At 56.1% G+C, this 16,017-nt stretch carries 11 protein-coding genes and 1 tRNA gene; 3 read left to right on the forward strand and 9 right to left on the reverse strand.

What is annotated here, in order from left to right:
* Positions 1–38: 38 nt before the first annotated feature.
* Genes LX66_RS11460 through LX66_RS11480 form a run of 5 tightly spaced genes read right to left on the reverse strand, consistent with a single transcriptional unit; the run spans position 39 to position 6,510 of the window.
* On the reverse strand, positions 39–1,796 hold the full coding sequence (locus LX66_RS11460; RefSeq protein ID WP_145713296.1) for an ABC transporter ATP-binding protein: 1,758 nt from the start codon (positions 1,794–1,796) through the stop codon (positions 39–41).
* Positions 1,777–3,534: an ABC transporter ATP-binding protein gene (locus LX66_RS11465; RefSeq protein ID WP_145713298.1), complete on the reverse strand. Its 1,758-nt coding sequence runs from the start codon at positions 3,532–3,534 to the stop codon at positions 1,777–1,779. The genes LX66_RS11460 and LX66_RS11465 overlap by 20 nt, the downstream gene beginning before the upstream one ends.
* A gap of 48 nt (positions 3,535–3,582) precedes the next feature.
* The gene (locus LX66_RS11470; protein WP_145713299.1) at positions 3,583–4,917 is read right to left on the reverse strand and encodes a GntP family permease; all 1,335 of its coding nucleotides are present in this window, start codon (positions 4,915–4,917) and stop codon (positions 3,583–3,585) included.
* Complete coding sequence (locus LX66_RS11475) at positions 4,914–5,324, reverse strand: response regulator (protein WP_145713301.1); 411 nt, start codon at positions 5,322–5,324, stop codon at positions 4,914–4,916. Before LX66_RS11475 ends, LX66_RS11470 begins: the two co-directional genes overlap by 4 nt.
* A 13-nt stretch (positions 5,325–5,337) precedes the next feature.
* Positions 5,338–6,510 (reverse strand): sensor histidine kinase, encoded by a 1,173-nt coding sequence (locus tag LX66_RS11480; RefSeq protein WP_158642608.1) that lies wholly within the window; start codon positions 6,508–6,510, stop codon positions 5,338–5,340.
* A gap of 94 nt (positions 6,511–6,604) precedes the next feature.
* On the opposite strand from LX66_RS11480, the gene LX66_RS11485 reads away from it, so the two are divergent.
* Together LX66_RS11485 and LX66_RS11490 are read left to right on the forward strand one after the other, a co-directional pair.
* Positions 6,605–6,675, forward strand: a tRNA-Gln gene (locus tag LX66_RS11485).
* Between the two features lie 141 nt (positions 6,676–6,816).
* Positions 6,817–7,173, forward strand: a complete 357-nt coding sequence (locus LX66_RS11490) for an O-methyltransferase (RefSeq protein WP_145713306.1) — start codon at positions 6,817–6,819, stop codon at positions 7,171–7,173.
* Here LX66_RS11490 and LX66_RS11495 read toward each other — a convergent pair.
* The gene (locus LX66_RS11495; RefSeq protein WP_145713308.1) at positions 7,085–9,205 is read right to left on the reverse strand and encodes a type IA DNA topoisomerase; all 2,121 of its coding nucleotides are present in this window, start codon (positions 9,203–9,205) and stop codon (positions 7,085–7,087) included. The two genes, LX66_RS11490 and LX66_RS11495, sit on opposite strands and share 89 nt — an antisense overlap.
* 116 nt (positions 9,206–9,321) lie before the next feature.
* On the opposite strand from LX66_RS11495, the gene LX66_RS11500 reads away from it, so the two are divergent.
* Complete coding sequence (locus tag LX66_RS11500; RefSeq protein ID WP_145713310.1) at positions 9,322–9,780, forward strand: hypothetical protein; 459 nt, start codon at positions 9,322–9,324, stop codon at positions 9,778–9,780.
* Positions 9,781–9,833: 53 nt separating this feature from the next.
* Here LX66_RS11500 and LX66_RS11505 read toward each other — a convergent pair whose 3' ends face one another.
* The 3 genes from LX66_RS11505 to LX66_RS11515 form a co-directional block, all read right to left on the reverse strand.
* Entirely contained in the window at positions 9,834–12,746 is a 2,913-nt protein-coding gene (locus tag LX66_RS11505) for a glycoside hydrolase family 2 TIM barrel-domain containing protein (RefSeq protein WP_145713312.1), read from the reverse strand.
* A gap of 117 nt (positions 12,747–12,863) precedes the next feature.
* Positions 12,864–14,507 (reverse strand): FAD-dependent oxidoreductase, encoded by a 1,644-nt coding sequence (locus LX66_RS11510; RefSeq protein ID WP_145713313.1) that lies wholly within the window; start codon positions 14,505–14,507, stop codon positions 12,864–12,866.
* A gap of 39 nt (positions 14,508–14,546) precedes the next feature.
* Positions 14,547–16,010, reverse strand: coding sequence for a RagB/SusD family nutrient uptake outer membrane protein (locus tag LX66_RS11515; protein WP_145713315.1), 1,464 nt, complete (start codon positions 16,008–16,010; stop codon positions 14,547–14,549).
* Positions 16,011–16,017: the final 7 nt, after the last annotated feature.

A 16,017-nucleotide genomic window follows, 5' to 3' on the forward strand; every position in this document is an offset into this window, starting at 1 on the left:
GTGCACAATGTAGGGCTATCACCAGGTTATCTCCTTTATCAGCTCTCCCGGCGTTCGTGCAGCAGCATGTTCACTGCATGGTCCAGGGAGCCGGCGCGCGTTACCTCGCCGGCGTTCACAAAGTAGATCTCATCCGCATTTTCAATGGTATTCAGCCGGTGGGCAATGATCACCCGGGTGGTATGGGCGGGCAACTGCTGCAATATTCTTTCCAAAAGCTGTTCGGTAATGGTGTCAATATTGGCGGTGGCTTCGTCCAGTATCAGCAGGGAGGGGCGGCGCAGCACCGCGCGCATAAAGGCGATCAACTGTTTCTGCCCCAGGCTCACGGCATCGCCGGTGGTCACCACTTTGGTGTCCAGCCCCTGCTCAAAGCGGGCCAGCAAGGTTTCCAGGCCGGCCTCGCGGATCACTTCCGTGAGCTGCTCGTTGGTATAGTCCGCGTATTCGGCATTGCCATACAGGATATTGTCCCGCACGGTACCCGTGAACAGGAAGGGCTCCTGCAGGATGAAGCCTATTTTGCGGCTACGCTCCGCGGCATCGTAGGTACGGATGTCGCGGCCTTCCAGCAGCACCTGTCCTTCCGTGGGATCATAGAGCCGGGCCACCAGGGAGGCCGTGGTGGTTTTGCCGCCGCCGGTAGGGCCTACCAGGGCATAGGTCCTGCCCCGCTCCATGTTGAAGTTTACATCGTGCAATACCGGCTTGCCGTTGGGATAGCGAAACTGCACATTCCTGAACTCCATGACGGAAGTGGTGCCGTTCGTCCCGTTGGTGGTGGGCAGTTGCGGCAGGTCTGACTCCAGGGACAATATCTCCGATATCCGGTCCCAGCCGGCCAAGGCCACCTGGAAATTGGCCCACAGCACGGAAAGCTGGCGGATGGGTGTATAAAAGCTGTGCACATAAGCCAGGTAGCTGATCAGCAGGCCGATGGTGAAGTTGCCGGTGGTTACCAGGTAAATGCCATAGGTAAGCACGGTGAGCTGCGCCAGTTGGGCGCAGAAGCCGAACACCGGCATAAACACGTTGTTGGCCAGCCCGGCGCTGACTGCCGTGGCATAGTTCTTTTTATTCACCTCGTCAAACCGTTTCCGGAAATAGTCCCGCCGGTTGAAAGCGATGATCACTTTAAAATTGTTGAGGCTTTCCTGCACTTCCGCGCTCAGTCCGCCGGTGCTTTTCATATTGTCTGCATTCCGGCGGCGCACCCAGGGGGAGATGAGCCGGGTAAAGATCAGCAGCACCGCGGCCGGCACCAGCGTGGCGGCGCCCAGCCGGGGATGGATGGACACCAGGAAGATCCCCGCGCCCGTCATGATGAAAAGGTTGCTCACGAACTGCATCAGGTACTGGGAAAAGAACTGGTTCACCTTTTCGGTGTCGCTGTTGATGCGGGAAATAAGGTCGCCGGCCTTGTTCTGGTTGAAGAAGGCCACCGGCAGCTCCTGTAGTTTCCCGAATACGGCATTGCGGAGGCGGAACAGCATGCGCTGGCCGATGCTACCCATCAGTTTCGCCTGCAGGTAATTGGCAATGAAAGCCACGATGTATATCAGCAGCAGCAGGCCGCAGGCCAGCAGCAGGTGGTTGTACTGCTTTTGCTGGATAAAATGGTCAATGGTATAACCGGTAAGCACCGGACCGGTAAGGTTCAGGCCGGAGCTGACCATGATGGTGGCAAAGGCGATGATCAGCGTTTTCCGTTCTGCCGCCAGGAAACGGAACAGTTTCCTCAGCGCAGCAAAGGTGCTGGTCTTCTGGGCCGGCTGGTTATTCAGATTGTAGTTCATAGGCACTGGTGCTGCGTTGTGATTGATAGATCTGTACATATTCAGGGCAGGTTTGCAGCAATTCCGCATGCGTGCCGGCGGCAATGATCTCGCCTTCCATCAGCAGGATGATCTTGTCGTATTGCTCAATGGAGGATATCTTTTGCGTAACGGACAGCAGGGTAAGGTGCGGGTAGTGCTGCGCCAGGTTTTGCAGTATCTGCTGCTCCGTGCTGTTATCCACGCGGGCGGTGAAATCGTCCAGCAGCAGGACTGTCGGGTTAATGGCCAGTGCGCGGGCCAGCATGATGCGCTGTTTCTGCCCGCCGGAAAGGCTGGTGCCGCGCTCGGACACGATGGTGTCCAGCCCCTGGGGCAGGGTATCTATGAAGTCCTTCAGCGCCGCGGTGTGAATGGCGCGTTGCAGCGCATCGTCCGTCACCGCATCATTAAAGGCGATGTTTTCCCGCAGGCTCATGTTGAACAGGATGCTGTCCTGGAACACCAGTCCTACCTGGCGGTGCAGGGCATCGGGGTGGTAGGAGCGGATGTCGCGGCCATCGTAGGTAATGTGGCCGCTGTCGGGCTTTGCCAGGTTGGCCAGCAAATAGAGCAACTGTGTTTTACCGGCCGCGGTGGGGCCGATAATGGCGGTGCGGGAGCCGGCTTTTACAGTGAAGGATATATCTTTCAGCACGGGCCTGCCCTCGTATTGCAACCCGATGTTTTGCAGGGCGATGTCGCCCCGCAGGGTTTCCTGCACGGTGCCGCTATCTTCCGGATCCGGCAGTGACAGCATTTCCTGCACCCGCTGGTAGGCGGCGCTGGCCTGGGCGATCACGTTGCTCATTACGCCGATCAGTATTACGGGGAAGATGAGGATGGCCAGGTAGCTGTTGAATGCCGCCAGGTTGCCCAGCGTGAGCTTGCCGGCAATCACGTAATGCCCGCCCATGGCCAGGATGGTGACCATGGCCATATTGGCGATGAAGGTGATCACGGGTATCATCAGCGCGTAGAGGCGGATCATGGTGAGCCCGATGTTCTTCGCATCGGTATTGGCCGCCAGGAATTTATCATATTCCAGTCCCTGGGCATTGAGCACGCGGATCAATGCAGCGCCCAGGATGCTTTCCGTGATCACTTTATTCAGCCAGTCTATCACTTCCCGGATCTTCATGAACCATACCCGCATTTTGCGCAGCACGATAAAGAAGGTGGCGCCTATCAGCGGGATAATGGCCAGCACGGCCAGCGCCAGCTCCCAGTTGATGCTGAACAGCAGCACGGCGGCGCCGGTAATGATGATGAGGGAGGACGCAATGGACACGATGGCCTGGGAAACAAAAAGCTTTACGGTATCAATGTCCGACGTAAAATTGGTGAGCAGGCGGGAAGGGTTGGCGGACTGTATGCCGGCATAGGTCTGTTGCGATACCTTGGCGGCCAGCCGGGTGCGCAGGTCGCGGGCTACCCGCTCGGAAGCATAGGTTTGCACGATGTTCTGCAGGTAGGTAAAAATAAAGATACAGAGCGCGGTGAGCGCAAACCAGGTGATCACGGGTTTAAACACCGTTTCGCCCCGCCCGTAGGCATCTATGCCGTAGGCAATGATGCGCGGCAGCACCAGGTTAAGGCCGTTGCTGAAAAGGGCCAGCACTATCAGCAGCGTAACAAGGCCGCGGTAGGGCTGAATGAGGGCGGTAAGCCTGGGTGGTTTAGGGCCGGGTTGCGGCCGGTTTCCGTTGGCATTTTGCATAATAAAACGTTCAATAGGGTACCGCTTAAGGAAGACGAACGTACCGGGTTAATATTGTAAGAATAAGGATAAAATATATACGATGGCCAGGGAAGTGAGTCCCATCCACAGGGTGGCCACGGAATATACTTTGAGCATGGTTTTCATTTCCAGGCCGGAAAAGCGGCTGATCACCCAGAAATAGGAGTCGTTGGCATGGGACAGCGTCATGGAGCCGGCCCCCAGGGACAGTATGCAAAGCAACTGGCCGGTGGGGCTGTTCAGCCCCAGTGCCGGCAGTAGCGGCTGAACGATGGATGCCGCGGTGATGATAGCTACGGTAGATGATCCCTGGGCCGTTTTCAGGAGGGCGGCTACCAGGAAAGGGAACAGGAGGCCCAGGCTGCCCAGGGGCAATGCTTCACTGATGAGCGGCCCCAGCCGCGTAGCGGCCAGCACGGCGCCAAAAGCGCCGCCTGCACCGGTGATCACCAGTATGCCGCCGGCTTTTTCCACGGCTTCCTGCAACAGGGCGCCTGCAGCCTGCCGCTTGTCCCGGCGTATACCGGCAAAGGCCAGCAGCACACCTACGGACAGGGCGGCCACCGGGTCGCCCAGGATCTGCCATATACGCCGCCAGCCCGCCGCGCCCTCACCCGCGCCGGTAAAGGCTCCGGCGGCAATTAAAATAATAGGCACCACTACCGGCATAAACGCCATGCCTGCGGAGGGAGCCGGCCCTGCTTCCGTGGCGGCTGCAGTATCGGCCTCCTGTGGTGCGGCAGGGATCTTCCTGCCGGCGATATGCGCCCACCAGCAGCCCACCAGCGCCGCCGGCACAGCTACCAGGATGCCCATGAGTATCAGCCGGCCGAAGTCCGCGCCGATAACGCCGGCTGCCGCCGTGGCGCCGGGATGCGGGGGAATGAGGCAGTGCATGGCATACAGGCCGGAAGCCAGCGAAGCGGCCATGATCACTACAGGTGTACGGGTACGCCGGGCCAGGGACTGGTTCAGGCCGCTCAGCACGATATAGCCGGAGTCGCAGAAAACGGGCAACCCCACGATAATACCGGTAATGTTCATTGCCAGGGCGGCATAGCGCTCCCCTACCAGCCGGAGGATGGAGGCGGCCATTACCCGGGTGCTGCCGCTGTGCTCCAGCAGCACGCCCAGGGTGGTGCCCAGCACGATAATGAAGCCCAGGGAGCGCATGATATTGCCAAAGCCCTCCTTCATGGCAGCGATAATGCCGGCCACGGGGAGCTGCACGCACAGGCCGGTCACAAAACAGGCCAGGAACAGGGCAAAGAAGGCATGTACGCGGTATTTCGCAGTCAGCAGTATGATCACTGCAATGCCTGCCAGTAAGGATGCCAGTACCTGTAGGAGATCAAGGGTCATTCTGAAGGTTTATCCTTATGCCAGTCCAGGTATATTTGCTGGGCAAACTTATCATATTCAATGAAGCTGTCTGGTTTGGTATGATAGGCATGCGCCCCGGACGACATACATTTATTGATAATGGTAGATGTAAAGGAGGTGGATATGATGATAACGGGTATATGCGACAGGCCGGCGTCACTTTTCAGCTCCAGCAGCAGGTCCAGGCCGTTCTTGCCCGGCATGTTAAGGTCGCTGATGACCAGGTCCGGCAGCGGCTGGCCATTATAGATAGCGGCCAGGGCTTCCTCACCATTGCCGGCCACAGCCAGGATATTGAAAAGGTCGGTAGACAAAAAGCCTTCTTTCATGAACAGTTGCTCATCTTCGTCATTCTCGACCAGGACAACATTGATTTTAGGCTTCATGTATGCAAAAGTATTATTTAGCCAGTAAGTTTTTGCTAATGGTAAAGTAAAAAACGGACCCTTCTCCCAGCACAGACTCTACCCAGATATTACCGGCATGATATTCCACGATCTTTTTACAGATGGATAGCCCGATGCCGGTGCCGGGATATTCCTTCTCGGGGTGCAGCCGCCGGAACACCTCAAATATCCGCGAAACATATTCCGGCGCGATGCCGATACCTTTATCCGCAATGGAGAACAGGTAAAAGGCCGGTTCTTCCCTGCAGGAGATGGTGATCTCCGGCGTTTTGCCGCCGCTGAATTTGATGGCATTGCTGACCAGGTTCTGCAGGAGCTGCAGCAACCGCACTTTGTTGCCTGTGACGGTGGATATTTCCCGGTTTACCTGTACCACGGCGTTTTTCTCTTCCAGGCCGTGCCGGAGGTTGTGCAGGGTTTCCGATACCAGTTCCTCGACGGACAGCAGGGAAAAGATTCTTTCTTCCGTGCCGAGCAGGGCATAGTTAAGCAGGCTTATGATCAACTCCCGCATGCGGGTGGTGGCAAGGATGGCCCGCTCTATATAGCGGAGCTGTTCCGGCTCCCCTTTATCCGCGAGGTTTTTCCGGATCAGCAGCAGGTAGCTGTAGGTGGTGCGCAGGGGCTCCTGCAGGTCATGGGAAACGATGGAGTTGAACTGCTGCAGCTCCTCGTTGGCAGTAGCCAGCGCCTGCACGGTCCGGTTGAGCTGCATGGCCAGGGAGCGGTAGCGCTCCTCGCTGTCCTGCAGGGCCTGTTCGGCTTTTTTCCTTTCCGTCAGGTCCCGCGTTACTTTTGAAAAGCCGATCAGTTGCCTGCGCTCGTTATAAACGGCGGTGATCAGCACATTGGCCCAGAAACGGGAGCCGTCTTTCCGGAGGCGCCATCCTTCGTCCTCGAATTTGCCCGTTTGCCGTACTACCCGCAGCTCCATACCGGGAATATCCTTGGAAATGTCTTCTGCAGGGTAGAAAACGGAGAAGTGCTTGCCCAGTATTTCGTGGGGGGCATAGCCTTTGATCCTTTGAGCGCCCTCATTCCAACTGATCACATGCCCTCCTTCGTCCAGCATGAAGATGGCGTAATCCTTTACCTGCTCTATGAGCAGGCGGTACCGTTCGGCAGTGTCAATATTTTGCAGAATGTGATGCTTGTTGTCTTGCATAGATCCGGTCGGGAAAAAAAGCCGGTGAGTGGAAATTAACTTAATATTGGGTAATTTTAAAAAAAAATTATACATTTGCCCTCCCGTTTGACATTGCCCGATAGTATAACGGTAGTACGACAGACTCTGACTCTGTTTGTCTTGGTTCGAATCCAGGTCGGGCAACGAAGCTGGACAAGTGCGATAAGTCGCTGCTTGTCCAGTTTTTATTTTGGGGTAAAGCCGCTTGCATTGCTCGTGGCTGCAGGCATTCCAACGCTTACGTAAATATGGTATATTGGAGTAGTCTTATTTAAAATTGCGTCCATGATAACAGCGCTTCCAGCGGCATACCAGGAAATAGAGACAGCCACCCGGCAGTCAGGTTTTTCAATGGCTTCAGATGTGCTCACCTGCACCTTGCTACGAACGCTGGCAGGCACTAAACCGGGTGGTAGATTTCTTGAGCTGGGCACAGGTACCGGGCTGGCTACCTCCTGGATACTGGATGGTATGGATGCCCGGGCTTCCCTGGTCTCCGTTGATCACGATGCCAGCCTGTTGGCTATAGCACGCAACTTCACCAGAACAACATTTACAGATCCGCCACCACCTCAAACTGTGCATTCAGCAGCAGCCGCGCCTGTACGGGCTCCCCGCCGCCAGGTAGCTGCAATCCTTTAATCCTGGACGTTTTGCCTTTCGTAACGAGGTCAGCCACCTGTTTGTCCGTCAGTTTTTTGCCCAGCACCTCGAATGGCAGTTTGAAGCCACACTGCTGGTAGTTGGCGCAGCCGTAGGCGGTGTTCCCTTTTTTGAGCGGGTGAGCTTTGCATTTGGGACAGGAGAGCGATGTGATGTCGGGAGGGGCAGAGGCTGATTTCGCCCTGGGGCTTTTAGCCGGCTTTTCCGTTTCCGGCGGCGTTTCCGGCGCCACGGTAATTACCTTGTAACCAGCCGTCTTTACTTCGTGCACCAGTGCGGTGACCATTTGCACCAGCTCTTCCTTGAAGGTTTCCATGGCGTACCCGCCTTTCTCGATCTGCCGCAGCTTGCGTTCCCACTGGCCTGTAAGCTCCGGGCTTTTCAGCAGCTCCGATTGTATGGTGTCTACCAGGTCTATGCCGGTTTGCGTGGCGTAGATGTTCTTTTTCCGTTTCTCGATGTATTTACGGCGGAACAGCGTTTCTATAATATTGGCGCGCGTGGAGGGCCGGCCAATGCCGTTGTCCTTCAGCAGCTCCCGCATCTCCTCGTCTTCCACCTGCTTGCCGGCAGTTTCCATGGCCCGCAGCAGCGTGGCCTCTGTAAAAGGTTTGGGGGGAGAGGTTCTGCCCTGGTGCACTCTTGGCGTATGCGGACCGCTTTCTCCTGCCTCAAAAACCGGGAGTATTTTTTCCTCTTCCTCGCCTTCTTTTTTGGTGGCGGCATCATTTGCGTACACTTCTTTCCAGCCCGGTTCTATGATCTGCTTGCCGGTTGCCTTGAAAGGCACCTGTCCCACCTTTCCCAGCACGGTGGTATTGGCAATGCGGCATTCCGGGTAAAAGGCTGCGATAAAGCGCCGGGCCACCAGGTCGTAGATCCGTTTTTCTTCAGGAGGCAGCCCCGAAGGGTATACACCGGTGGGGATGATGGCATGGTGATCGGTCACCTTTTTATCATCAAATACGGTCTTCAGTTTGGGGATGGGCTGCTCCAGCAGCGGCGCTACCAGGGTTTTGTAGGGCGTCATGTCCTGCAGGATGCCCGGGATCTTTGGATGCAGGTCTTCCGACAGGTAGGTGGTGTCTACGCGCGGGTAGGTCACCATCTTCTTTTCGTACAGGTTCTGGATATATTTTAACGTATCATCCGCGCTGTACCCGTACCGTTTGTTGGCTTCCACCTGCAGGGCGGTGAGGTCGAACAGGCGGGGATTGCCCTCCTTGCCTTCTTTTCTTTCAAACGACACTACCTCGAAGGGGTGCTGCTGCAGGTAGGCCAGCCCCCGGTTCGCCTTTTCCAGGGTTTTCAGCCGGTCGATAGTGGCGGTGAATTCGGTATCGCGGTAAATGGTCTTGAGCTCCCAGTAATCTTCCTGCACAAACGCATTGATCTCCTTTTGCCGTTGCACGATCATGGCCAGCGTAGGAGTTTGCACCCGGCCGATCGACAGTACGGTTTTGCCCTGGGCAAATTTCTTGGTAAAGAGCCGGGTGGCATTCATCCCCAGCAGCCAGTCGCCGATAGCCCGCGCGCTGCCGGCGGCGTACAGGTTGTCGAACTGCGCGCTGTCGCGCAGCGCAGCAAAGCCGTTACGGATAGCCTCATCCGTGAGGGATGATATCCACAATCTTTTTACGGGGGCGGTGCAGCGCGCCTTCAGCAGCACCCAGCGCTGTATCAGCTCGCCCTCCTGGCCGGCGTCCCCGCAGTTGATCACCTCCTCGCATTGCTGCAGCAACTGTTCAATAACAGAGAATTGTTTCTGTACACCGGCATTATCGATCAGCTTGATGCCAAAGCCCGGCGGCAGGATGGGCAGGTCTTCGAGCCGCCAGTATTTCCAGTGCTCGTAATAGTCATGCGGTTCCTTCAGCGTACAGAAATGCCCGAAGGTCCAGGTTACCTGGTAGCCGTTTCCTTCGTAGTACCCGTCGCGGCGCTGGCCGGCGCCCAGCACATGCGCTATATCCCTGGCCACACTTGGTTTTTCTGCAATACAAACCTTCATAATCTGTTGAAAAGAGGGGCAAATGTCGTGATTTTTTCCGGGAGCATCGCTGCATAAGATAGTATATCCCGAACCGGATATTTCAGTAACTTGTAGCAGCCAGATGTTTTGTGCCTATGAGAGAAATATCCGATTCTATCTTTGATGAGCAATTTCTTGCAGAAGTGCTGATACGGCGTCGCCGCCTGATGCCGCTTGCATTGAAAATATATGTATGGATCTATATGATCGTTTCCGGGCTGGGACTATTGTTGTTTAGCATCGGTATAGCAGATATGGGTACCTGGCAAATGATGGTAAACGTTACCTCGCCCGGGTTTATGTTAGGCCCTGCTCTTTTCCTGTTTGGCGGCATGTTCCTTTTAAACCTGTTCATCTGGCTGGAAAAAAGGTGGAGCATTCTCTGGACGCTGGCAATAACTGGCTTCACGATCCTGATCCTGTTTATCACGAAATTTCCTTTTATCGACGGAACATCCCCGGTTTACAGCAAGCCGTATATATGGGTAACGGTCATTGCCATTCCGTATCTTGTTATGCTGTGGCGGATAAAAGACAAATGGGAAAGGGGATGAAGGCCCGCTCACCGAGCGGGCCTGGACTTTTTGGGATACTTGGTTATCTGCCATCAAAGTATCACCACCTTGAAAGACCTGTACACACCCGCACCTTTCAGCACCAGTAAATAAACCCCTCCTGCCGGCTTTTTATCAAAAGACAGCTCCTGGTTCACCTGGCCTGGCGGCAGCAACCAGCGGTGCACTGCATTTCCACGCATATCCAGTAAAGTGGCCAACGCGGTTTGTTTTAATGCGGGTGTGCATACGATATAGATCGCATTGCCTGTTACCGGGTTGGGGTACAGGGCTATTTTGCTGCCGGGAATACCCGCCTTTATACCGGCAATGGTGAGCGTGTGCAGGTTGCTGCAATCCTGGCCGGTGGCGTACCATCCCGGCCCATAACTGCCGGTAGCGGCATAGACGGTACTATCGTTGCTGCTGCCGGCAGGCAGCGCATGGTAAACACCATGATGTTTGCGGGAGAAGGCGATCCTGTTTTGCGTATCACCATCATCAGTTCCGTAATCAATACCAATACCCGAAAAACTGTCAAGCTCGCCGCTGTGAACGCTGCACTGCCATCTCCGGGCGGCCGACAGGCTGCGCATGTTCATGCCCGGCCAGCCGGCAGCAGCGTGTATGGACAAGCGTACCGCCACGGCTCCGGACACCGCAGCAACGCCGGACAACACCACTTTCCGGCGCCGGCCACCGGAGCCAACAGGAAAAGTCCGGTCAACGGCAGTGGCGCCGGCGGATAAGGCCACAGCCCCTTCCACAAAACTATGCGGGCTGCCCGGCGTGCCGGGGTAGGAAGGATTGGTACAGACAAGCGTTTTGTCGGCCGGCAGGTGAAGGATACCGTCTGTCAGTACAAGAGCGGAATTAATGGATCGCAGTGCCAGGTTGTCCTGGATGATTACGCCTTCCGGGTTGTTAACAGTGATGCTGTGCAGCGAGCGGGAAACGGGTAGCTCATGTCCTTCCGTAATGACCTGGGCCGGTGCGCCCGCATCGTGGTGGTAGCGCACGTACAGGGCAGCCGCACTGCCCAGCGTATAGGCGTCTGACAGGGAGGCATGCTGGGTGCGTCTTATCTCGCAATAGGTAACGGCTGCGCCGAAGCCCACCTGTGTATTGTCCATGGTCAGGTAGGGGCCGTTATGGAACACGCCGTCTGCCAATGTAAGTATGGAGGGGATGCTGACAGGCGTTTGCAATATAACGCCATGCGGGTTGCCGGCCGTAAGACTGCGTATGATCCCGTAGGCATAGGTGCCGGTACCGCCCAGCAGGGTGCTGTTTGCAGCCGGCCCCATGATCAATGTGGCGCCGGCTCTTGAAAGATCAACGGCGCCGTTGTTCACGAGGTTTCCATTTACGGTCACCGTTCTGCCGATGGTACCGTTCTTCGCGTTGAATATCCCGGTGCTGTCCACTGTCAGGTCTCCGGTGCTGAAAGTGTTGGAAGTGTTGGTGTTAAAGCCCAGGGTGCCGGCAATACGGGTACAGGCAACTTTTACCGGCGTATTAATGGTGATGCTGCTGCCTGCAAGGATCACTACAGTATCCGCATCTGCGGGTACTACGCCCCCCTGCCAACTGGCCGGCAGGGACCAGTTGCCTCCTGTGGCGGTGGAGGTGATCAATGTGCCGGTAGCGGAAGGTATTACCCTGAACGGGATAGCAGCGTTGGCTACCTTGCCGTGCGGGTCATGCACGTATACATACAATCGGTAGTTCCCGGCAGCGGCGGGCGCCCTGAAACGCATGCTGTCCGCTGCCTGTGACAAGATCAGCCCGGGTACACCCGGCAGGCTGGCAGCAGGGTCGCCGCCGGCCATTGCGCTGTTTTCGGGGATGATCAGCCATTCGTAGCGCAGCGGATCATTATCCGGGTCACTGGCATGTACCCACGCAGTATTAACGGAATTGGCTTCCACGATCACCGTATCTTCCGCGCGTTTGTTATTGAAGAGGAGGGAGTCCCTGTTACGGATCACCGGGGCGCGGTTGGAAGGGTAGGCGCCGGTCCACGCATACTGCATTTCATCGGCGGCTGCAAATGTTTCCCCCAGGCGGTTGTACAGCCCGTACCAGGTCACTACATCTCCGGAGGACTGGTATCCCCACAGGAACACGAAGCCGCCCAGGCAGTTGTTCAGCGCATTGCCGGCAATATGATCCTGGTATACCTGCCGGTAAATAGCCGCTTTCTCCGTGCTGGTCTGCTCTACAAGACCGCCCCAGGGCATAATGCGACGGGGCTCCGGGTTCATCTGCCAGGTACCTCTTGGACCGAATTCCGTGATCATATAGGGTTTTGTCCAGCCGGCGCTTTGCAGGTTGGGCAGTACGCCGGGCACATTGGGAGCGTAGCTGTTAATGGAAAGAATATCCAGGGCCGTGAACCGCTCTTTCAGCAGCTTTACTTTGTTCACCTCGGAGTTGACCAGCACGGTCGTGGTCAAATGGTTGGTATCCCTTGCATGGATCATCTCGCCAATATCGTTGAGCGCATCCCAGAACAGGATATTAGTGGCCGTATCGGCATTGTTGTAGCCGGCATCGGCCTCATTGCCAATGCTCCACAGCAATACGGCGGGATGGTCTTTGAATAGCAGCACCTGCTGCTCCAGGCTGTCGAACTGCGCCTGCACAGCCGCGGGATCGTGGTAATCCAGCTCCCGCTGCTTCCGGACATACAATCCCAGGCAAACGGATATTCCATGCGCGTAGGCGGTATCCAGCCAGGCGGCGGTAGAATCATTGATGCCGTAGGTGCGTATTGTATTGCCCCCGAAACCGGCTACCTGTACATGGAAATTATTGGCGGCGGCCCCTTTAATGGTATAGGGCGCGCCGCCGCGGTATAGGGTATAAATACCCGCGGAGTCCCGCAGGGTGGTTTTGATAGCTTGCGCCATGCTGCCGGCATTCGCTGCCAGCAATAACAGGAAGAGTATCAGTTTTTTCATCTGTGGAATGTTTGTCTTTTCATTTGCCAGATGGAATCTCGCATCAAAGTGCCCCTGTGAGGAAAAGGTTTATCATGCTCGGTTTCATCTGTGGAATGAGATTGTTAACGTAACAGTTTATTTCCTGTTCAGTGTCAGCACCTGCCCGTCTTTCAGCAATACCGGTTTCAGTACTTCGTAAGGCAGCTCCTGCACGGTCTGGTGACGATCCAGCGCAAGGGCGGCGGCAGTGCCGGCAGACTGCCCGAGCACCATGTACACCGGCTCCATGCGGATAGAACTGTAAGCCACGTGCGATGCGGAGAGGCATACCGGTACCAGCAGGTTCACCGCTTCTGCAGACCTGGGCCTTAAGGAACGGTAGCTGATGGTGTAATACGTACTTTTCTGCTTGCCATAGCTGCCTTCTGCATGTACCCTGCCCTGCTCATCCACCACCCGCGATACATAATGGCAATCGAGGGGATAGGTAGCCACTGCTACGGCGTCCTGCACCGGCTCCTGCCCGTTGCAGTTCTTTTCCGTCATTACGTAGTCACTTACCATCCGGCGGGCTTCCCGCACATACAACTGGTAGGGGAAGTGACCGTTATCCGTAAATTCGTCTTTCGGCAGTCCCCAGCGTTTCATTTCCATACGCATGGCTTCGGGCAGCCGGGGATCGTTGCCCAGGAACCAGAGCAGGCCCAGCGCGTAATCTTTGTGCATTTGCGCAATGCTGTCCCGCGTTGCGTAACCAGCCTCCGGCCAGGCGTAGTTGGCGCCTACGAAGTCAGCATGATTGGTGTCCGTTTTTTTATTGGGCATCGGCGTAAAGGAGATGATATTTTTCAGCGGGATACCCGGGTTCATGGCAATGAAACGGGCCAGGAACTCGTACCACAAAGGCTGGTAACCGGCCGGTTGCGCAATAGCGATCCGGTTGTCCGGGTCGTCTGTGAGCGTAAGCCGGTAGCAATAAGCTTGCGTGCGGTGGTCGCCTTCCCCGTTGCTGCCGGGAATGTGTGGCTCGAGGAACGGCAATATGCCGGAGGAAGGATCGCCCTTTTTGATGTAGGGATCGATGGAGACGCCGTCCCTGCCAAGGATCCCGTTGAGCTTGATGCCGTTCAGCGTTTCATTGTAAACGCTGTTGGACTCCCTGCCCACGATGTAGGAAACACCTGCCCGGGCCATCAGGTCGCCTTCATAAGTGGCGTCAATAAACATCCGGGCAGGATAGTGGCGGCCATTCTCCATGCGTACGGCGCTGATGCGCGCCCCTTCTTTTTCAACCCCATGCGCAGGATGCAGCCGTTCGTTATATGCCACCTGCACGCCGGCGTCCTGCAGCATTTGCCGGAAAATATCTTCTCCTACATGGGATTCGTATACCCACTGCATCTGCAGGGAGTCGTTTTTACCGGAATAGGTCCGCTTTTTGGAGCGCTCAAAAAAGGTATCCCTCGATTCACTGCGCCAGGCGCTGCTGTCGCTGTAATACGCATATAGCCGCCGGTAGAAATCGCGGGTCAGCCCGCCGGCGATCCTGAAATTGTTCAGGTCAGTGGCCGTTAGCCCGGAAGCCGCCATGCCGCCCAGGTGCGCCGTGTTGCTGATCAATACCACCTGCTTGTGCATCCTGGCCGCCTGTATGGCCGCGGTAATACCGGCAGGCGTTTCGCCGTAAACACATACATCCCATTTTTTTTGCGCCTGCAGCAGGTGAGCGCTGCATAAAGTGACTGTTAGTATAAAGCCGTAAATAATTGAATTCTTCATAAATAAATATTTAAGCATAACCATGCAACAAATAAATGATCAGTATCCCGGGTTTTGCTCCAGCAGGGGATTGGCGTCCATTTCCTGCGTGGGGATAGGGAAAAGCGTGTCCTGGTCCCTTACCGTGATGGAGGCGTCCTGCGCCTGCATCGCCTCCTGCAGCTTGCCGGTGCGCAGCAGGTCAAAACGCCGCTGGCCCTCGAAAGCAAATTCCAGCCTTCTTTCCAGCAGCAGGGAGTCCTGGAATGCGGCCGCACTAAGGCCGGGCGCAAGGTCATGTGCCGACGGCGCATTAACGGGCAGGCCATAGGCGCGCCTTCTTACCTGGTTAAAAGCTTCCAGGGCTTCCGCATTGCCGGGGTCCGACAGGTACAGCGCTTCTGCAAACATGAGCAGCACATCCGCATAACGGAGAATGATATAGTTGTTGCCGCCATCATCTACGCCAATGGCCGCCGGGTCCTTGTATTTGGCCACATAGTAAGGGTACTTGATGGTAGTGGGCGCTTTTGGATCGGAGGTGTACGAATACTGTATCACGTTTATATCCCTCCTCAGGTCGCCGGGCGGGTAGGCTTTATAATGGTTTTCGGTAACCGGGTTATCCCCGAAGCCGCCAAACCCGGGGCGCTTGTCGAAAGCAGGCCGGTAGTAGCCGGCATAGCTGCTGCCAATGTTACCGGAGCCGCTGATGAACTGCACTTCGAAGATGGATTCGGTCCGGTTTTCATTGGCGATCTCGAAAACCTCCCGGTAAGCAGGCCACAGGGAATAGCTGCCCAATGCCATCACCTTGCGTGCTTCCTCCACCGCCTGCGGATAGTTCCTGCGCGTAAGGAAGACCTTTACCAGCAGGGCCATGGCGCCGCCTTTGGTGGCCCTGCCTGCATTTGCGGCGCTATTGCTCAACGGCAGGTGCTCCCCGCAGAACTGCAGGTCTGCAATGATCTGCGCATATACTTCTTCCGCGCCGGCCCTTTTGATGGCGAGATCCTTCAGCGAGGTGGTGGCGGACAGTTGCAGCGGCACGCCGCCGAAAAGGCGCACCAGGTTAAAGTACATCAGCGCGCGGACAAACTTCGCTTCGCCCTGGTACTGCTGCTTTTTATCGTCATTGATGGACGTCATGGCGGCAATATTGTCAATGGCCGCATTCGCCCGGTTAATGACCTGGTAGCTGGTGCTCCAGAACTGGAAGAAGAGGTTGGTGCCGGCATCATAAGTGAATTTGTCCAGGACGTTCTTGTCGGTATTCCGGGTGTTGCGGCCATAGCCCCATTCGCAGTCGTCCGTTCCCTGCGACTGGATCACTTCCATGAACTGGTTGTAGAGATAGGGGCTGGTCATGCCGGAGTAGACGGCGTTTACAGCCGATATGGCATCTTCCTCTGTCCGGTAGAAATTATCCGTGGTGTAGGTGCCTTCCGGTACGCCGTCCAGTTTGGCGCAGCCGGCTACAGAGCAGATGGTGATTATCGTAAGGGCATGGAAAATAAGTTTCATAACGATT

This window comes from Chitinophaga japonensis (assembly GCF_007830125.1).
Taxonomy (GTDB): domain Bacteria; phylum Bacteroidota; class Bacteroidia; order Chitinophagales; family Chitinophagaceae; genus Chitinophaga; species Chitinophaga japonensis.